The following is a 20675-nucleotide window of genomic DNA, read 5'->3' on the forward strand; positions in this document are numbered from 1 at the left end:
ATTTACAGTTAAGAAAAAAGCAGGTTTTTTACCTTATTGTAAAAATAACATACTATTAGGTTAAAAACAAACTAATAATTACACAATAATTATTGTAATATTGTCTTTAAGAAATTATGGTATGGCTTGAGACTATCTATAATCAGTTGTTTATTTCTTAAAACAACTACCTTAACTACACTTAATTATGCAAAAAAAACTATGGGTTAAACAACTCTTAATATTGCATGTCTTTGCAATAGCAACATCATCAATTTTCGCTCAAGACTTATTTTTCGAAAAATCAAATGGTACTTCTAATACATTTGGTGAAATTGATGCCTACCAACAATTAACCACTACTTTAAAAGAAAACATTACCATCAATGCTACTTTTAATAAAACAGAAGGTTGGGAGCTTTTGGCTCTTGATGGCTCAAACTTTTATTATCAAATTACCGATGTAGCTTCTAGTAATTACGGACAAATAGATATTTGGAACAACACTTCTAAAACCAGAACAACTTACGGTACATTAAGTTCTATTTTTACAGACCCTAATAATTGGGTTTTAGGTGGAGCTGATAAAGGCACATTATACTTTAGTTCTTCTGCAGTTAATAGTGAAATTGTGTCTTGGGATGGTGTTACAAAAAACACCTTTGCACATTTACGAGATGTCGTGACGATCCCTAAATACTGGAAATTTGCTGGTTTTCATGATGGCGTCATGTATATTGAATGGAAATATGCCAGTAATTTTAACCCCTCAATAAAAACATGGGACGGCACAAGTTCTCGAGGTACTTATGATAATACCAATTATTACAGCAATTATGATGATGCTTTTCTAATTGGTGTCACCGATTTTATTTCTTCTGATAATCCTGAGATATTAACTCAATTTCACAAAGTTAAAACCCACATTTTAGGTACATCAACATTAGCCACTACAGGATTTCAATCCATAAGCAATACCATTAAAACGGATTACGCTTTATTTACAGATAATTTTGATGTTATAAAAACAGCATTAGAAATCATTGAATTGTATGAAACTAACAAAGGAGCGCTATTTACAACAGGTACAACAACTTTAGGAGGATTCTCTAGAACAGCATCTGGTTTTGATCTAGAAAATACAATTCTCTTAATTATGCAATCTGTTTTAGATTACTCATATACAGAAGCAAATATTACAGCTTATCCAGATCTATTTAACAACAAGCTTTTTTTAACATCTTCTTTTTTCCCTGGGGCAGCAGCACAACCAACCGATGCTTCAGTAAATTACACGGTTAAAATTAATGGAGAACATGTAAGAAAACCAGGTACACAAGCTAATTATGAAACAGAAGATGCTAGAAGACCTACAGGCTGTTATTTAGCTCCAGGAAGTATTGCTAAAATAACTGTTCCTTCATCATTAGTTGGTACAGGTGCTTCTATACTCGTAGGAGCTCAAACTTGGGATTTATCTAATAAATCAACCATTAAAAGGATGGATCGTGTAACAAAAAAATACGAAATAAACAGCACAACAACTACAATAGCAAACCCTTTGGGAGGGGGTATATATATTAACATCCCCTATCACAGTAGTTTTGGCATTGTTAATATAACACTAGAAAATGTAATTCGTTCTCCTTATTATGCAAATACAGTAGCTAACAAAACAAGTTTAAGCGAATGGCAAAATACAGAAAGATTACATGCTGCTCCTTGGACCGATTTTGAAACTGATAAAATAATGATTCAAGTGCCAACATCTTGGATATATGCCTTTGATGATCCTGAAACACCTTTAAACGATTGGGATATGTCTATGGATGCTATTTCTGAACTTTTAGGACGACCACTTATTAGATCTAAAACAGTAGTCTATGCACAAGTAGATGTTACACCAAGAGGAAGCGCAAATTACCCAGGCTACCCACAGTCTAACGTTGCCTACAATCCATACACAAATTATGAGGGAAATCATGACAATTACTTAATAAACGGACCAAGAGACGAAAGAGGTTATCTTATTAATGTATTTTTCCACGAACAAGGTCACGCAGAAAAAATATACAAATTTAGAGGAGAAATAGAATCTTTTGTAAATTTCTTATGGGTTCCTATTTATAACAAAAAATTTGGTATTGAATTAAATCAAGCTTTCGAAGATTCTTTTGCAGCTTATGGTCTATCTCATTCTATTGAAGAAGCCGCCATTAGTTGGATGATTACAGAAAACTTTAGAGTAGGAAATCAAATGAGTTCAGTAACAACTGAAAATCAACAAGAATTCTCATACCAACCAAGAGGTCATGCAAAATATGCCGATTTAGTAAGACTTTTTGATTGGGAAACGATAGAGACATTTTATGCTAATACAAGTAAAAGTCATGAAAATGGAACGATAGACTATTCTAGCAATGTAAATAATGTACCTGCTGATGATAGATTACTAAGAATGTCTGAAGCTGCTGGTTATGACTTACGCCCTCTCATTCATTTTTGGGGAATTCAACCAGATGACTTCAATAGTCTGGCAATTGAAATTGGAAATAGGGGTTTAAAAAAATCTACCGCAATTTATGATCAATTATCTTTTTATAAAACCATAGTTCCTATAGATAATGAAACTTTCAGAAGCTTTGGATTAGAAGATTACTCTGAATCTAAAATTGAAAACAGTACTTATTATGATCATGTCTCACAATCATATTCTGCTGGATTCTTTAAAAAATGGTGGGATTATTACGGACCTACACAAGGACAATCTGCTATAGATGAAATACAGAATATTATAAATTTATACTTCCCTGGAGGTAGACCTGAAGAAGACAATAGTTCTTGTCTTGAAATCACAGCAACCTCAGTAGAAGCAAGTAATTTTACTGAAAACGCACAAAACACCTTAGATAACCTTTCTGAAACAGCATGGATATCTAAAGGAGATGGAGAATATTTATTGTATGATTTAGGAGCTATCTATGATATTTGTGATTTAGAAATAAAATTCCAGAATAAACTTACAAAATTCAATTATTTCGATGTGGAAGTTTCTAGAGACAATCAAACATATTTAGCAGTAAAACAAAATTTATCCAGTACTAAAACAGATGAAAATTATGATGCCTATTCTATTTCTAGAAAAGCGCGTTATATTAAAATTATTTGTGGGGGAAATGAATTTGATGACTGGAATGCAATTAGTGATGTAAAAATTTACTCTAAAGAAAACAACCTTTCTATCGATAATAATAATTTAGAGAATACAAACACAATGTCTTTATTCCCCGTTCCTACTAAAAATATTTTAAAAATTAGTGGGATACCTTTAGAAAATACTAAAGTGGAAATTTATGATATAAAAGGCGCATTAATTCAAACTGAATATATGAATCCAGACTCCTTTATCGATACATCAAAATTGATTTCAGGTATGTATTTTATTAAGGTAAAATTATCAAACACTCGTATTATAAAAAAGTTTATAGTTCAATAACTATACAATCATCAAAAAAATGGGATCTAAAAAAACATCATGGGGATTGCTGTTATTGAGAGTGCTTCTCAAAACTTAAAAAAGATGATGCGTATAAATTGACTTTTCATTTTATTTTAAGGCCAAATATGTACTCACAATCCAGTCCCCACTAAACATTACAACTATTTATAAAAATATTTGTAAATAAAGAATGAAGTGACTCCCCTACTGTGAGAACTTTATCTGATTTTTTAATTTATCAAGTAGCAATAATTGCTCTTCTAACAGAAGGGCATTTACTGCTTGATAACTATTTATGAATCCATATCTAAAAACAAATATTAATTAGCTGTACTTTCCTGAAATAGTCGTATTTATTTTGTTTGCAAAGCAATTCTTACTTATTTCATTCCATCAAATAAAATTACTTTTGTTTTTTCTGTTTTAAGATAAGAGCAACACTATCTAAGGTTAATTAAAAAATGGAGTTGATTAATTGCAATAATTAATTAACTCCATTTTCTTAAAATTTTAAAGCTAGTTATATTAAATTTTCGATAAAGACACCTTTTTTAAATGAATTTATAAAAACAAACGACTTCTAAACATAGAACCTATTCATTCATAAACACCTCTAACTTGTCTACCATTTTTGGACTTCCGCAGAAAAAAGGAACTCTTTCGTGAATGTCTGTTGGTTTTAATTCTAAAATTCTTGTACCATTAAAATCTATAGCTCTACCACCTGCCTGTTCCGCAATAAAAGCAATAGGATTACACTCATACAATAATCTTAATTTTCCGTCTTCATTTATAGTACTATTTGGATACATATAAATACCTCCTTTAATCATATTTCTATGAAAATCTGAAACCATAGAACCAATATACCTAGCAGAATATACTTTTCCATTTTCATGACTCTGGCAAAATTTTATGTAGTTTTTTACCGCTTGCGGAAAATGGATATAACTACCTTCATTTACAGAATACACATTTCCGTCTTCAGGAAATTTCATGTTAGGATGCGAAAGATAAAAAGAACCAATTGCTGGGTTTAATGTAAAACCATCTACTCCATTACCTGTTGTTAAAACTAACATTGTAGAGGTACCATAAATAATATAACCTGCAGCAACCTGGTTAATTCCTGGTTGTAAAAAATCTTCTTTTTTAACAGCGGTTCCTATTGGTGTAATTCTTCTATAAATAGAGAAAATTGTACCTACAGATACATTTACGTCTATATTAGATGAACCGTCTAAAGGATCCATTAAAACCACATATTTGCTATTATTTTGTGCATCTAAACCTTCTACAGGTATAAACTCATCATCTTCTTCAGAAACAATTCCACAAACAATGTCTCTATTCTTTAAAGCTTGTATAAAAATATTATTGGCATAGACATCTAATTTTTGTTGTTGCTCTCCTTGTATATTTACGTCTCCAGAATTACCAAATAAATCAACTAAACCCGCTTGGTTTACTTTATGATTAACTGTTTTTGCAGCTAACCTTATTGCATTTAGCAGACTAGATAATTCTCCGCTTGAATACGCAAAAGAGGATTGATTTTCAACAATAAACTCTCCAAACGTTCTTTTTCTACTATCCATTTTAATTTTTATTTAGTTAAGTTTGATTTCATTATGAATGAAGTACCAAAAGCACTTTCATTTTTTCATTCAGATATTTTAACAACGCTATTTTTTAAAAGCATTATTTTTTTTACTTCTGATGAAAGCTTTCCTATTATTATAATATCTAATAAAATTGACTTCACAAAGATATTTATAGCTCTAACCAAATTAAATATTCAAAATCCGTATTTTTGTATCTAATATAAACATCAACACTTAATTAAAATTACAAAAGCATCATTTTAAGAGATCCCCATCTGATTATTAAATTTTATCATGTTAAAATTAAATTATAGCACTGAAGATACTATTACTATAATTGTGTAACTTACAAAATATCATTTTACTTTTGGGATAATATTTTAACAATAAAAGTAAGAAAAGTATTAATTCATATAAATAACACTTATAAAGACAAACTAGATACTTTATATCTAATTCTACCTTTCATTTCCATTTTCACCTAGCTAAAAGAAGTAGATACTTTAAAATATTCAAAACATTTAACAGGTTATTCTTTTTTTTATCATTAATTCATTGGAATTAAGATGTTCTATTTTAGCATGTAAATCCTAAAATTATAGAAATAGATAATAAAGACTATAAACGTTCCTTTAATATAAATACACAGGCAATTTAAAAGAAGTATAAACCTATATGCCTACAACGTTTTAAGGCTATTCTAAGTTTTCACGTAAGTAGAAAAAATAAGGTTTAGAAAATGCTATTCTAAAAATAGTTGCGGCTATTCTGATGATGATGATGGGATATTGTTCTAGCAACACAAGTTAAACCTTTCTTTGCTTATTGCTGCTCAACGATACTCAAAAAACTATTCTATTGTTAGTCTATAAACATTTGTTTCTCTTTTGATAAAACCTAATTTCTGATATAATTTATTGGCAGCAATTCTTTCTGGACTCGATGTTAAATTGATACTTTTAATACCTTTATTGGCGGTAAATTCTATAGCAAATTGAGTCAGTTTCTCTCCAACTCCTTTACCTCTTGCGGCATTATCAACCACAACATCTTCTATCCAAACTTTATTACCAGTAGGTATTTTATTAAAAACAAGTGTTAGTGTCCCTATTATATTATTGTTTTCTTCTGCTATAAAAAGCATCGTATTACCAGAGCTAACAATATCTTCCAAATCTTTTTGATTAGGTAAAATACAACTAGTGCTAAGTTGTGGGATTAACTTTATAAATGCTTTTAAAATATGGTCATTTACTGTTTCTAGCTTATAAATTTTCATCACAATAAAATTTTATTTTAATTCCTTATTTACAAAGCCTAAATTTAGATAAAAAAAATCGTTAATGTTAGCTACTAAGTTATCTATTTAGATTTTTACAAAAGACACTATTTCTAGCCCTCTTTACTTAGCTTATAGAAATAAATTAAAGCAACAAACAGGGTAAATTACAAAAAAAAAGAGTTTCTAAAATATTAATAGGTAAGAATTTTTATCACATTGTAAATAAAAAAAGGTGATACTTTCTAATTAGAAAACATCACCTTTATACTACGCTTTTGTTTATCTAACTCATAACTCTTGTAAGATGAAAGAATTTTTTATAATCTAAAGGAATCGTACTAATATCTAGCAAACATCCTTCTTTTAAATAAGGATAAATTTCTTCGTAAGTTTTTACATTATATAAACCTACTCTTTTACTAATGTGATCTCTTGTTAACTCACTAGGATCATTTAAACCTGCAGCTGCCACCAATTCTAAAAAACTATGAATAGTAGCGTCGTGATATCTTTTTGCTCTTGGCGCTTTATCCTCTACAACCAAACCTTTAACTAAAGATTTATTTTGAGTTGCTACCCCAACAGGGCAGGTATTAGAATTACACTGTAGCGCTTGAATACAACCAATTGCAAGCATCATTGCACGAGCACTATTACAGCCATCTGCACCTAAAGAAATTGCTCTAGCCATATGAAAACCTGAAATGATTTTCCCTGCTACAATTACTTTAATATCTTTTCTTAATCCAAAACCAACAAGCGTATCGTGCACAAAAATTAAACCTTCACGCAATGGCATTCCCATTGAATTAGAAAATTCTACAGGCGCTGCACCAGTTCCTCCTTCTCCACCATCAACAGTAATAAAATCTGGTTGTATTCCTGTAAAAATCATCGCTTCACAAAAATCCATAAACTCTTGTTTTCTTCCTAAACATAATTTAAAACCAATTGGTTTTCCATCAGAAAGCTCTCTTAACCTTTTAATAAAATGCATAAACTCAATTGGGTTAGAAAAAGCAGAATGAGAAGGTGGAGAATGCACCGCAATACCTGGTTTTACGTGTCTTATTTTTGCAATTTCTTCTGTATTTTTTGAAGCTGGTAAAATTCCACCATGACCAGGTTTAGCACCTTGTGATAGTTTAATTTCTATCATTTTAACCGATGGTTTAATGGCATTTTCTTTAAAAGTTGTTTCATTAAAAGTACCGTCTTCATTTCTACAACCAAAATATCCAGTACCAACTTGCCAAATTAAATCTCCTCCATGTTCTAAGTGGTATTGACTAATAGCTCCCTCACCAGTATTGTGTGCAAAATTCCCCATTTTTGCTCCTTTATTTAATGCCAAAACAGCATTTTTACTTAAAGAACCAAAACTCATGGCAGAAATATTAAGTAAACTAGAAGAATAAGGTTGTTTACAGTCTTTACCGCCAATTAATAATCTTGGAAATTCTTCAATTTCTTTTGGATTATTTTTCGCATACATAGAATGCTCTAACCACTCATAACCAGAATGGTACAAATCCATCTGAGTTCCAAAAGGTTCAGTATCATTTTCTCCCTTTGCTCTTCTATAAACTAAAGATCTTAAAATTCGGTTTAATGGCCTCCCTTCAGTATCTGTTTCTACAAAATACTGCATAATTTCTGGTCTTACAGACTCCAAAATATATCTAAACCTACCTAATAATGGAAAATTACGTCTAATAGTATGCTTTGTTTGAAAAACATCAAAAAGTCCCAAAATAATTAGCGGTCCAATCAATAAGAAAGCCCAAACAATTGGAAACCAAAATTGAGCGATAACAATAACAGCTGCTGTTATAAGAATAGAAATGATTATAAAATATTCACGAACTTTCATAAGATAAATTTATTTTGTTGAAAAAGTTTACTTTGAGAAATAATTTTAATTGAATCTAATTTAACCACAAGATTAATTTGTAAATCTATGAATTATATTTCTCTAAAAAAAACAGTGTTAACCGAGTATAAATCTAGTTTTTATTAAACCTGAAAAATAAGTAACATCTAATGCCTAAACAAGTATTAGTTTCTATTGATTCCACCAATAAAAATAACCTTTCTTAGAATGACAAAATTTAAAAGTTTATAAATTTAGATGCCATTTATTCTAATTCAAAAAAAACTTTAACAATACTTTACATTAATTCGGTTCGCTATTACACGAACCAAAACTATATTTATATTCTAATAAAAAGGAAAAATTATGAAAACTAAATTAATAATAGTATTTACAATGATAGCAATGATAACTATAAGTTGTAATTCTGATAAGAAAAAAAACAAGGATTCTTTAACAAATTCTATTACAGAAAAACATTGGCAACTTAAAACTCTAGAAGGACAAGAGGTAACCAAAGCAGATAACCTAGAACGTGAAATTTTTATCACTTTAAATACAGATACAAACAGTATTACGGGTTTTACAGGTTGTAATACAATTTCTGGAGAATTTATTTTAAAAGAAGGTAATAGAATTGAATTCAAAAAAATGCTAACAACTTTAAAAATGTGTCCAGATGCAGCTGTTAATGAATCTGAATTATTAAAAATATTTGAAGTAGCAGACAACTACACAATTAAGGATAACATTCTATCATTAAACGTTGGTAGAAAGGCTCCTTTGGCTGTTTTTGAAGCTATTGAATAAAATAAATATTCATACATTACTTTATTCTGAATATTATTGATATTTCACCAACTTGTTTAGACCTTGCAGGTATTGATTATCCTGAATCATTCAATCAAAAAAACATAGCTCAATTTGAAAGAGCTAGTTTAGTAATTGTATTAGAAAATAAAGACTAAAAATAAATGTGATCATTTTTTTCAACATCAACAAAGTTGCGCCATTATATCAGACCACTGGAAACTAGTTCGTGGAAAACTTTCTGATAAAGTAATTGAATTAGAACAAAAATGGAATGATTGGGCAACCGAAAACAATGTTTTCCCACTTGAAGAAAGAGAATGGACAGATAGAATAAAATATTATAAAAATTTGAATCCTGATCAAGATGGGATTTACCAATTAGAAAAATTTAATCTTACACATAAAAAAGAAAGGGATTGTATTACTACAATCCCTTTTTACATTCTTAGAAATAAAGAAAACCTAACGTAAAGTAATTAATCGTATTAAGTTTTAAAGCTGAAACACCTTTCTTTAAACTAATAATTTTATAATGAAAACCATTTCTTTACCAACTCTTTTTCTATAGGCAGAACATTCTTGTGTAAAAAATCATTTTTAAGAGTATCATACTTATAATCTTTAGACCATTCTTCAATGTTTTCTGACAGTTCTTTTAAAGAATTACAAATAAAGCTTAACTCTTCTGATGTAATTGTTGGATGAATTGACAAGCGAATCCAACCCGGTTTATCCGTACTGCAGCCAAGTAAAATTTCATCTTTAATTCTATTAGATGTTGCTTGATCTACATTTAATAAAAAATGTCCGTAAGTTCCTGCACAAGAACAACCTCCTCTAGTTTGAATTCCGAATCTATCATTTAAAATTTTTACAACCATATTAAAGTGATGTTTTTCAAAATAAAAAGAAAAAATACTTAATCGGTCTTTATGGTTTGGTGCTAATATTTTTACTCCCGAAAGACTTTCTAAAGTTTCAAATACTACGGCATTAATTTCATCCTCCCTTTTCTTAATATTTACAACGCCCATTTGGTCTTTCAGCTGAATAGAAAGTGCAATTTTTATGGCCTGCATAAAACCTGGTGTTCCACCATCTTCTCTTGTTTCTACATCTACAAAATAATCATGTTGTCCCCATGGGTTTGTATAACTTACCGTACCTCCACCCGGGTTATCTGGCACCACATTTTTATACAATTTCTTATTAAAAACCAAAACTCCAGAAGTTCCTGGGCCTCCTAAAAACTTATGAGGAGAAAAGAAGATGGCATCTAACTGTTCGTCTTCATTTTCTGGGTGCATATTTATATCTACATAAGGAGCACAACAAGCAAAATCTACAAAACAGAGTCCATTGTATTTATGTATTAGTTTTGCAACTTCATGATACGCCGTTTTAATTCCTGTAACATTAGAACAGGCAGTTATAGAAGCAATCTTTATTTTTCTATGTTCGTATTTCTTAATACATTCTTCAAATTTCTTTACACATAACAAACCTTCATCATTACAAGGTACTACCTCAACATCTGCAATTGTTTCTATCCAAGAAGTATGGTTAGAATGATGCTCCATGTGAGATACAAAAACAATAGGTCTAATTTCATCTGGAATATGAGTATGCTCTTTTAAATTTTCTGAAACTTTTAATCCTAAAATTCTTTGAAATTTGTTAACAACACCCGTCATTCCTGTACCAGAAGTAATTAAAACATCATTATCATTTGCATTAACATGACGTTTAATAATGCTTCTAGCTTCATGATATGCTAAGGTCATAGCTGCACCAGAAGTTGATGTTTCTGTATGTGTATTTGCTATAAAAGGACCAAACTCATTTATTAACTTTTCTTCAATTGGACGGTATAATCTTCCGCTTGCGGTCCAATCTGTATAAATTAATTTTTGTTCTCCATAAGGAGATTGAAAAGTCTGATTAATACCAACAATATTTACTTTAAACTGATTGAAATAATTTTCTAAATCAGATTTTACTATGTTGTTTTTATTTACTGAAATCATAATTAAAATTATTTAAATTTTTTAATACCTTCTTTCATCCAATTATAATAATCATCACTATTAGGCGTATATCCTACTGGCGCATTTAAATCTTCTTCATCATGATTCATTAAAACATAAAAAGGTTGCGTATTGGTCTTATATTTAATGGTTTGCATTTCACTCCATTTCTGGCCAATATACTTTAGTTTTTTACCAGGTCTTAATTTACTTTCTACCACTTCATCATCCTCTAACTTTCTTTTATCATCAACATATAAAGAAATTAAAATTACGTCATTTTTAAGCATTTTTAAAATATTTGGTTGCACCCAAACATTTTGCTCCATTTTTCTACAGTTTACACAAGCATGACCTGTAAAATCCATCATTACTGGCTTCCCTACCTTTTTAGCATAAGCCAAACCTTTATCATAGTCGTTAAATGATAAAATATTATGTGGGGGCATTAAATGTGCTCCATCAGGAATTTCTATTTGAGAAGCATCTCCAGAACCTAGTTTCATATATCCTACACCGTAAGGAGATTCGCTATAATGCTGTGGTGGAGGAAAAGCACTTATTAAATTTAAAGGTGCTCCCCATAAACCTGGTAACATATACAATGTAAAAGTTAATGAAAATAATCCCAAACCTAATCTACCTACAGAAATATGTTTTATCGGAGAATCATGTGGTAATTGTATTTTTCCGAAAAGATATAAAGTTAACCCTCCAAAAACTGCAATCCAAATAGCTATAAATACTTCTCTTTCTAACCAATGTAACTGAAGAACTAAATCTGCATTCGATAAGAATTTGAAAGCCAACGCAAGTTCTAAGAATCCTAAAACTACTTTTACAGTGTTTAACCAACCTCCCGATTTTGGCAAAGAATTTAACCAACCAGGAAACGCAGCAAATAATGCAAATGGTAAAGCAATTGCTAAAGAAAAACCTAACATGCCCACTATTGGACCTATTTGACTTCCACCAGCTGCAGCCTCTACTAATAAAGTACCAACAATAGGGCCTGTACAAGAAAAGGACACAATAGCCAATGCCAAAGCCATAAAAAAGATACCTATTAAACCACCTCTATCTGCTTGAGAATCTACTTTATTTGCCCAAGAATTTGGTAACATAATTTCGAAAGCTCCTAAAAAGGAAGCTGCAAAAACCAATAATAGAATAAAGAAGATAACATTAAACCACACATTGGTAGAAAGTGCATTTAATGCATCTGCTCCAAATAGTAGACTAACCAAAACTCCTAATAAAACGTAAATTACAATAATTGAAAGTCCGTAAATAATGGCATTTTTAATTCCTGCAGCCTTTGTTTTACTTTGTTTTGTAAAAAAGCTCACCGTCATAGGTATCATTGGGAACACACAAGGTGTTAACAATGCTGCAAAACCAGATATAAAGGCAATTAAAAAGATTGAAATTAAACCTCTTTGATTATTGTCTTCACTTGGTGTATTAGCTGTTGTGCTTTTTAAAACACTTTCTTTTTCTGATGTTACACTTGCAACTGAAATTTCTTTTGTAGCAGCTGTATTATTAAAATTAAATTCTAAATCTATATAGGTAGGCGGAAGACACTTACTATCATCACAAACCATAAACTCTACTTCTCCTATTATTGCAGTAAGTTCTGTACTTGTAATTTTTATTTTTTGTTTAAAAGTTGCACTGTCTTCAAAAAACTTAATGACCATATTAAAAACAGGGTCATCTATCGTATGTCCCTCTTCTTCTTCAACATTACCTATTAAAGAATAACCTTCATTTTCTTCGAAACTAAATGAGGTGGGTATTGGTCCATCTTCTGGTACATTTTGAGAGTATAAATGCCAACCTCTATCTATACTTGCCTTTGCTACAAGATTGTATTCTGTTTCTGATACTTTTTCTACAGAAGCAGTCCATTTTACAGGTTCAAAAACCTGAGCGTGGGATGCAAACCCAAGTGTTAATAATAAAATTAAAATTATATTCTTCATCTATTTCTATTTGGTATCAGTTGTATTTTTAAAACTTTTAAGTTAAAGGAGAATAATAATGCCTAACTAATTACGTTTATATAAATAGTAAGCACCTTTTTTTTAAAGCACCAATATTAATATTTCTAAGCATGTCTACAAAGTATTATAGGTTAATTATATTATAATTTTCCTTGTAAAACACTTCTAATAAATCTATATAAAAAGATTTAAACTCGTCTGCTGCTTATATTCTTTTTAATAATTTGACTTCCTTTTTTTTCAAACCTTTTAAAGTGAATTCACGTTGTACTATTTTTCTAATATTCTTTTAGTTAAACAGCTACTAAGATATCAACTTTATCTGAATTAGAATTAAATTGTATGCAAATCTTAGCTTAATAATACCACACATATACTTAGCAAAATTAAGAATAACACCGTGTTAAACTAAAAATATATGTATCATCGTAATCAACTTCTCTCTTCAATATTAAACTTATACTAACATAAACACCTTTAAGATACTAATCTCTTTTATGCTTAATTCATTTATATACGTTAAAAAAGTGTTCTTTTTTCAAAATTTTATAAATGCAAAAAGCATTGATACAATTAAACTATCTTTGCATAAAAAATAATCAATGCAGTTTTCTGAATTACCTTTACATAAATCCATCTTAAAAGCAGTTGCTGAAGAGCGATTTCATAGACCAACCCAAGTACAAGAAAAAGCAATCCCTTTAGTTTTAGCTAAAAAAAACGTAATTGTTTCTGCACAAACAGGTACCGGAAAAACTGCTGCTTTTGCACTGCCTATTATTCAACTTTTATTAGATAAAAAAGTAGAAGATGAAAAAGCTAAAAAGAAGATAAAATCATTAATTATAACACCAACCCGTGAGTTAGCAATACAAATTTTAGAAAATTTTGTAAGCTACAGCAAATACACCGATTTAAAAACTACTGCTGTTTTTGGAGGTGTATCTTTAGAACCTCAAAAAGAAATATTAGGCGAAGGTGTAGATGTTTTGGTTGCAACTCCTGGTAGATTAATTGATTTACAATTACAAGGAAACATCGATTTAAGTGCTATTGAAATTTTTGTTTTAGATGAAGCAGATTTAATGTTAGACATGGGCTTTATTGCCGATGTTAAAAAAATAGAAGCATTATGTCCTAAGCAAAAACAAACATTACTTTTTTCTGCAACAATTCCAGAAAAAATAGATGAATTGGCTAAAAGGATTTTAAAAAGCCCTATTAAGATTGAAATAAACCCAGAAGAAACTACCGCAAAAAATATCGGTCAGTTATTGTATTATCTTCCAAAGAAAAACAAAACCGATTTGTGCTTGCATTTGTTAAGAAACACCATAAACGGGAAAATAATTATTTTTAGACGTACCAAATTTGGTGTAGACAAATTAGAAGAATCGTTACTTAAAAACGGCTACAAAGTTACAAGTATTCATGGTGATAAAACCCAAGCAATACGTAACAAAGCAATTGAAGATTTTAAAGACAAAAAAGCAAATATTTTAATTGCGACAGATGTTGCTGCACGTGGAATTGACATTACAAATGTAGATGCCATTATTAATTTTGATATTCCTAACATACCAGAAACATATATTCATAGAATTGGTAGAACTGGTAGAGCTGGTAAATCTGGAATTGCTTTTTCTTTCTGTTCTCCAGATGAAAATGCTTATATTAAATTAATTGAAACGTTAATAGAAAAGCCAATTAAAGTAATCGCAGAACATCCTTACCCTATTGCGCCACCAAAACATAGAAAAAAACAACCTAATACGGTTAGTAAACATAATAAAGGAAGAAAGTCTGAAGCTTCTAAGAAAAATAAAAAACGCTGGTATTAAACTTAGCTAACTTTTTAAAATTACAGCATAAAAAACCCCAAGTGAAAACTTGGGGTTTTTATTAAATAGAGGAAAAAGTTCAATTAATCATCTAAATCATTTCTCTTATAATACTTTTATTGAGCAACCAATTGCTCTAGTGTTTGTTTTTATAGGCTTTTTTCCAGATAATAAAGCATCTACAACATTTTCTACATATTTCTCAGACACTGCATCTGCATCTCTAGAATTATTATCTACTGCACCAATATATTCTACTTTCATACCTGGCTTGCTTACCACAAATACATGAGGTGTTTTAGTTGCTCCAAATTTTGGATATACTTTTTGTCCTTCATCTAATAAATAAGGAAACGAAAAACCCTTCTCTTCTGCCCTAACCTTCATATCTTCTAAACTATCTCCTTTAGATGCTTTTGGATCATTCGGATTAATAGCAATTACAGGGTAACCTAATTTCTTATATTTCAAATCTAAAGCAATTATTCTATCTTCATTAGCCACAGAATACGGACACGTATTACACGTAAAAATGATTACAAATCCTTTTGCATTAGAATAATCTGATAGAGAAACCAACTTATCATCAATATTTATTAATTTAAAATCTTCTATAGTGTCACCTACTTGGTAACCATCTGCTGTTTTTATCGTAAAGGCACTTGCCACAAGAACTACAAATACTAGTAAAATTGATTTTGTAAATTTCATATCTTTACTTTGTTTGTTTATAAAATAGTTTTTAACTCTGTTTCTAGTTCTTCATAATCGAAAGATTGCTCATAAAACGTTCTTCCGTTTGCATTGTAAATTAATGTAGCTGGTATGGCTCCAGACCAAGTAGAGTCTATCGCTTTTATCCAAACATCTTCATTTATATCATTTAATAAAACAACTTTAGACTGTAAATTATGTTTATTGATAAATGGAATCAATCTTTTATCTACCTGCTTCGGAAAGTCTAAACTCACCAAAATAACTTCTACATTTTTAGCTGCGTATTCTTTGTTTAATTTTTCAAATGCCGGTAATTCTTTTACACAAGGAGCACACCAAGTTGCCCAAAAATTAACAACGTATGTTTTACCATCATTTTTTTCTAACAAAGGTTTCAATTCATTGTATGTATAAGACTTTACTGAGCTTACTTTTTGTGATACTTCTTTTACTTCTCCTTTTTTACAGGAAAATAAAAGGGACAAAAATAGCAAAGAATAAAAACCGTTTTTAAACATTTTATAAAATTACAAAGAAGATATATCACTAAAAAACAATTAACTAATCCTTAACAAAAAAGCCTCATAAAACTAAGTTTATGAGGCTCTATTACTAATCTATTTTTCTGTTAGAAAATTTCGTTTAAAATTTTAGCCAAACGAATTCCTCCTTTTTGCAATTGAGTTCTTACAGTTCCTAAATGATCATAAGAATACCTGTATTTTAAATTCTCGCCAACCTTTACAGATTTATAAACCTCCTTTGTAACCTCATGAACTTCATCTACCCAATCTACAACAGTTCCTTTTTCAATAGCTTTAATTTCTGCTTTTGACAAATCTTTTGCATTTTCAGCCAATTCTATATAACTCATGTTGTATTCTTCTATTATTTTAGAATCCCAAACCGAGTGTAAATTTGTACCCTTACCAAACCATTGAAGCTGTATAGTATTCCCTCCTTTGTCTTCTCTTTGACCAACATGCATTGGTTGGTGTAAATCTCCTACTAAATGAACCAACATTTTTAAATAGAAAACTTTATCTTCCTCAGAACTATTTTCATCCTTTAAAACCTCTATACATTTATAGATACCAGTAACCATATCTCCTGCCGGATTTTTTTCTGCATCTGCATACTTTTCATCTAATCCCATATTTACATAATGCCAAGAATAAAATTCATTGTATTTTTTCTCAGATTTTATTTCATCACCAAAGGTGGATACAAAAGCTAAACTTTGTCCTTTTAAGAGTTTATCAATTTTTCTTTTGGCTTTGTTTGATAAATGTTTCTCAGCAATTTTCCCTGTAGTTCTATGTCCTGTTGGTCCCCAAAAAACGGTTTCTTCTGCTGAAAAATTTGAGAATAAAAATATCGATAGTATAAAAAGTACTTTAATCTTCATTTTGTATTTTTAAAATTATGTTTCAACAAATTTATAAAATTATTCTTCACCAAATTTGTAAATCTTAAAAATAATACTATATCTTTACGATATCATTTTAATATCATTATAAAACAACTCATATGAAAGCAGAAAAAATTATTAAACCAGCAAACGGTTATTTAATGTTATTAATCGTATTACTATTATTTATTGGCGGAATTGTATTGTGTGCAATGCAAGAAACAATTGTGTATGCTCTTGTTAGTCTAATTGGCTTTATTGGTTTCTTCGGATTTATTTTAGTAAACCCAAATACTTCTAAAGTAATTTTACTATTTGGTAAATATGTAGGAACTATTAAAGCGAATGGATTGTATTGGGCAAATCCTCTTTATAAGAAAAAAACAATTTCTTTAAGAGCTAGTAATTTCGATTCTGAACGTTTAAAAGTAAATGACAAATTAGGGAATCCAGTAATGATTTCTACCATTTTGGTTTGGAGAGTTACAGATACGTATAAAGCTGCTTTTGATGTTGATAATTACGAAAACTTTGTACGAGTACAAACAGATGCTGCCGTTAGAAAATTAGCAAGTATGTATCCGTATGATAATTTTGCAGACGAAGGTCATGACGAAGACATTACCTTACGCTCTAGTGTTAACGAAGTTTCTGAAGCTTTAGAAAAAGAAATTGATGAACGTTTAACAATTGCAGGTATTGAAGTTTTAGAAGCAAGAATTGGGTATTTAGCCTATGCTAATGAAATTGCTTCTGCAATGTTAAAAAGACAACAAGCAACTGCTATTGTAGCTGCAAGACATAAAATTGTACAAGGTGCTGTGGAAATGGTAGAAATGGCTTTAAACGAATTAAGTAGAAAACAAATTGTGGAGCTAGATGATGAACGCAAAGCTGCAATGGTAAGTAATTTATTGGTTATTTTGTGTGGAGATAAAGAAGCCTCTCCTGTTGTAAATGCAGGAACCTTGAGTCATTAACACTGAATTAGGAGTTAGAAAGAATAAAATTTCGAAAATAAAAAACCTTAATTTTTTAAAACTTTGTAACTAAATAAAAAAACATGAAAGAATATAAAATAGTAGAGCTAAAACTAGGTCTTAGAAATCGAGTTCAAAATTTTGAAGATTTATTAAATCAATATGCTAGAGAAGGTTGGACTTATAAAGAAATACCTCAAGGCTGGAACTCTGTAATCTTTGAACGAGACAAAAACAGATAAAATGAAAATTTTTAAAGAAGAGCAAAACTTTAGACAAACTTGGTTAATTTTAGTATTAATTATAGCTTCCATTGTACCTATTACAATGATGATAAAAAAATACTTAAAAACAGATACAACGTTATCTACACAAGAGTTTTTAATTACAATTGGAGTTATTGTATTATCAATTTCATTAATTTTCTTCTTTAAATTAACAACAAGAATTGATGAAAAAGGAATCCATTACCAGTTTTTTCCTTTGCATTTTAAGGTAAAAACAATTCCTTGGAGTACAATTTCTAAAGCATATGTTAGAACGTATTATCCTATAAGTGAATTTGGTGGTTGGGGATTAAGAGGTGGCTTCTTTTTTAATAAAGGAAAAGAAAAAGCCGTAAATGTTTCTGGTGATATTGGCATTCAACTTATATTTAAGAATGGTAAAAAATTATTAATTGGTACTCAAAAAAAAGAAGAAGCTAAAAGAGTTTTAGAAACTTATAATTTAAAAATAAATTAATATGATTCGTTTTATTACTTACCTCATAATCTTAACCTTAGGAACCTTAACTTCTTCTGCGCAGTTAAAAACTGAAGAAATTTTAATAAAAAATGGAGAAATAGAGCTTCCAGGAACCTTAACTTTTATAGAAGAAAAAACACCTTTAATAATTTGGATTCATGGTTCTGGCCCCGTAGACAGAAACGGAAATCAGCCTGCACAAAACGTAAAAGCAAACTATATTAAACAGTTTAGAGATTCCATCAATAAAGAAAATATTGCTTTTTTTAGTTATGATAAAAGAACAGCTAACAAGAATAATAGCAAGTTATTAGCACATACAAAAATTACAGATTTCACACTAGATGCAGAAAAAGTAATTACACATTTTAAAAATGAAAACCGTTTTTCTAAAATTATTTTAGTTGGCCACAGTCAAGGTTCATTAATTGCAATGATGGCTGCTAAAGAAGTCGACCAATATATATCTATTGCTGGCTCAGGAGAGCAGATAGATGAAACTATTATAAAACAAATTACAAAAAACAATGCTCCTTTAGGTCTTGCGGCCAGGAAACAATTTGACACTTTAAGAGTAAAAGGTAAGATAGAAACTGTTCATCCGTTTTTAATGAGCATATTTGGCAAACCAAATCAGGCTTTTTTATACGATTGGATGCAGTTGAACCCTAAAATCGAGATTAAAAAATTAAAGATTCCTGTTTTAATTATTAATGGAGATAAAGATTTACAAGTAACCATAGAAGATGCTAAAATATTACATGCAGCAAATACTAACTCTAAATTAGTAATTATAGAAAACATGAATCATGTTTTAAAAGACATTCAAAAAGAGGAAGATAATATAAAATCTTACTATTCTTCTGAATACCAAATCTCAAATAAACTAATAAAAACCATTAGTTTATTTATAAAAAAATAACATGGCAAAGAAAAAAGCATTCGCGTTGCGAGTTAATGAAGACATGATAAAAGCTATTGAAAAATGGGCTGCAGATGAATTTCGTTCTACAAACGGACAGATAGAATGGATGCTTATGCAAGCACTAAAGGAAGCTAAAAGAGAACCAAAGAAAAAAGAAGAATAAATTAAGCTTATTCCAAGCAATTAGAAAACAACATAAATTTTAAAAATAGACGCTCAATTTTTATTGAGCGTTTAGTATTTTGTATATTGCCTACTTGATTAAAATTTATTTTCTTAGATCTAATTAATTTATGAAAAACAAAATACAAATTATCTGTTTAATACTTTACTGTTTTCAAGTAAATGCACAATCTTCCGCTGAAAGCAAATTAGGTACTTGGTATATGTACAATGGTTCTCATAAACTTACTAAAAATATAAAACTTACAACCAGTGCCCATTTTAGATATTATGAATTAGCAACAGAATATCAACAAGAAATTTATAGAATAGGACTCAATTATGCTTTTAATGACAAAATTAACGTTACAGGCGGTAGTGTATACTCCATAACAGACAAATCTTATAAAAAGGATGCTGCAGATTTGTATGAATACCGTTTTTATCAAGATCTAAACATTAAAGATAATTGGAATAAAATTAGGGTAAAACATCGTGTACGGTTAGCCCAAAGATTTAAAAGAAGAAACGCAACAAATGAGATAGCACATAGAATACGATATGGTTTGTTTTTAAACTATCCTATTTCTAAAAATTGGGAAACCTATACTTTTAGCGAGCTTTTTATAAAATTTGCAACTAAAGCTTACAGCCAAAATAGAACGGGTGCAGGCATTCTTAAAAAAATCGATGATAATCTAAAACTAAAATTAGGTTACTTTTACACAAAATTTTCAAATAGTGACCTTCATCGGTTACAAGTAGGAATTATCTTAAAAACAGACTTTACAAAAAAAACAATTTAA

The 20675-nt window shown here is 29.7% G+C and carries 17 protein-coding genes; 9 read left to right on the forward strand and 8 right to left on the reverse strand.

The genetic code is table 11. The features are described from left to right. The first annotated feature begins 187 nt into the window (after nucleotides 1-187). On the forward strand, nucleotides 188-3475 hold the full coding sequence (locus tag H0I27_RS13200) for a M60 family peptidase N-terminal accessory domain-containing protein (protein ID WP_218731125.1): 3288 nt from the start codon (nucleotides 188-190) through the stop codon (nucleotides 3473-3475). 596 nt (nucleotides 3476-4071) lie between these two features. On the opposite strand, the gene fbp is transcribed toward H0I27_RS13200, so the two are convergent. The 3 genes from fbp to H0I27_RS13215 all read right to left on the reverse strand — a co-directional run bounded on the left by fbp (nucleotide 4072) and on the right by H0I27_RS13215 (nucleotide 8237). Continuing rightward, entirely contained in the window at nucleotides 4072-5076 is a 1005-nt protein-coding gene (gene fbp, locus H0I27_RS13205; RefSeq protein ID WP_218731126.1) for a class 1 fructose-bisphosphatase, read from the reverse strand. Between the two features lie 856 nt (nucleotides 5077-5932). Beyond that, nucleotides 5933-6361, reverse strand: coding sequence for a GNAT family N-acetyltransferase (locus tag H0I27_RS13210; RefSeq protein ID WP_218731127.1), 429 nt, complete (start codon nucleotides 6359-6361; stop codon nucleotides 5933-5935). A 286-nt stretch (nucleotides 6362-6647) separates the two neighbouring features. Next, nucleotides 6648-8237, reverse strand: a complete 1590-nt coding sequence (locus H0I27_RS13215; protein WP_218731128.1) for an FMN-binding glutamate synthase family protein — start codon at nucleotides 8235-8237, stop codon at nucleotides 6648-6650. A 366-nt stretch (nucleotides 8238-8603) separates the two neighbouring features. On the opposite strand from H0I27_RS13215, the gene H0I27_RS13220 reads away from it, so the two are divergent. Further along, a complete protein-coding gene (locus tag H0I27_RS13220; RefSeq protein ID WP_218731129.1) occupies nucleotides 8604-9047 on the forward strand; it encodes an META domain-containing protein in 444 nt (147 codons plus the stop codon). A gap of 530 nt (nucleotides 9048-9577) precedes the next feature. Here the strand turns inward: H0I27_RS13220 and H0I27_RS13225 are convergent. Further along, entirely contained in the window at nucleotides 9578-11077 is a 1500-nt protein-coding gene (locus H0I27_RS13225; protein ID WP_218731130.1) for an aminotransferase class V-fold PLP-dependent enzyme, read from the reverse strand. Nucleotides 11078-11085: 8 nt separating this feature from the next. After that, entirely contained in the window at nucleotides 11086-13065 is a 1980-nt protein-coding gene (locus H0I27_RS13230) for a cytochrome c biogenesis protein CcdA (RefSeq protein ID WP_218731131.1), read from the reverse strand. 623 nt (nucleotides 13066-13688) lie between these two features. Between H0I27_RS13230 and H0I27_RS13235 the strand changes: the two genes are divergently transcribed. Continuing rightward, nucleotides 13689-14927, forward strand: coding sequence for a DEAD/DEAH box helicase (locus H0I27_RS13235; protein WP_218731132.1), 1239 nt, complete (start codon nucleotides 13689-13691; stop codon nucleotides 14925-14927). Nucleotides 14928-15032: 105 nt separating this feature from the next. Here the strand turns inward: H0I27_RS13235 and H0I27_RS13240 are convergent, their stop codons facing one another. The 3 genes from H0I27_RS13240 to H0I27_RS13250 form a co-directional block, all read right to left on the reverse strand. After that, a complete protein-coding gene (locus H0I27_RS13240) occupies nucleotides 15033-15638 on the reverse strand; it encodes a thioredoxin family protein (RefSeq protein ID WP_218731133.1) in 606 nt (201 codons plus the stop codon). Between the two features lie 17 nt (nucleotides 15639-15655). Beyond that, on the reverse strand, nucleotides 15656-16162 hold the full coding sequence (locus H0I27_RS13245; protein ID WP_218731134.1) for a TlpA disulfide reductase family protein: 507 nt from the start codon (nucleotides 16160-16162) through the stop codon (nucleotides 15656-15658). Nucleotides 16163-16272: 110 nt separating this feature from the next. Continuing rightward, on the reverse strand, nucleotides 16273-17052 hold the full coding sequence (locus tag H0I27_RS13250; protein ID WP_218731135.1) for a S1/P1 nuclease: 780 nt from the start codon (nucleotides 17050-17052) through the stop codon (nucleotides 16273-16275). Nucleotides 17053-17174: 122 nt separating this feature from the next. Between H0I27_RS13250 and H0I27_RS13255 the strand changes: the two genes are divergently transcribed. From H0I27_RS13255 to H0I27_RS13280, 6 genes are all read left to right on the forward strand, one after another. After that, nucleotides 17175-18035, forward strand: coding sequence for an SPFH domain-containing protein (locus H0I27_RS13255; RefSeq protein ID WP_218731136.1), 861 nt, complete (start codon nucleotides 17175-17177; stop codon nucleotides 18033-18035). An 83-nt stretch (nucleotides 18036-18118) separates the two neighbouring features. Further along, a complete protein-coding gene (locus H0I27_RS13260; RefSeq protein WP_218731137.1) occupies nucleotides 18119-18277 on the forward strand; it encodes a DUF4177 domain-containing protein in 159 nt (52 codons plus the stop codon). Between the two features lies 1 nt (nucleotide 18278). Then, the gene (locus tag H0I27_RS13265; RefSeq protein ID WP_218731138.1) at nucleotides 18279-18779 is read left to right on the forward strand and encodes a hypothetical protein; all 501 of its coding nucleotides are present in this window, start codon (nucleotides 18279-18281) and stop codon (nucleotides 18777-18779) included. Nucleotide 18780: 1 nt separating this feature from the next. Continuing rightward, entirely contained in the window at nucleotides 18781-19704 is a 924-nt protein-coding gene (locus H0I27_RS13270) for a S9 family peptidase (RefSeq protein ID WP_218731139.1), read from the forward strand. 1 nt (nucleotide 19705) lies between these two features. Continuing rightward, nucleotides 19706-19870 carry an Arc family DNA binding domain-containing protein gene (locus H0I27_RS13275; protein ID WP_068364181.1) on the forward strand — a complete coding sequence of 55 codons (165 nt, stop codon included), beginning with the start codon at nucleotides 19706-19708 and terminating at the stop codon, nucleotides 19868-19870. 130 nt (nucleotides 19871-20000) lie between these two features. Next, nucleotides 20001-20675 (forward strand): DUF2490 domain-containing protein, encoded by a 675-nt coding sequence (locus H0I27_RS13280; protein ID WP_218731140.1) that lies wholly within the window; start codon nucleotides 20001-20003, stop codon nucleotides 20673-20675.

Origin of the sequence: Polaribacter sp. HaHaR_3_91, from assembly GCF_019278525.1 — a bacterium.
In the GTDB taxonomy this organism is placed as follows: Bacteria; Bacteroidota; Bacteroidia; order Flavobacteriales; family Flavobacteriaceae; genus Polaribacter.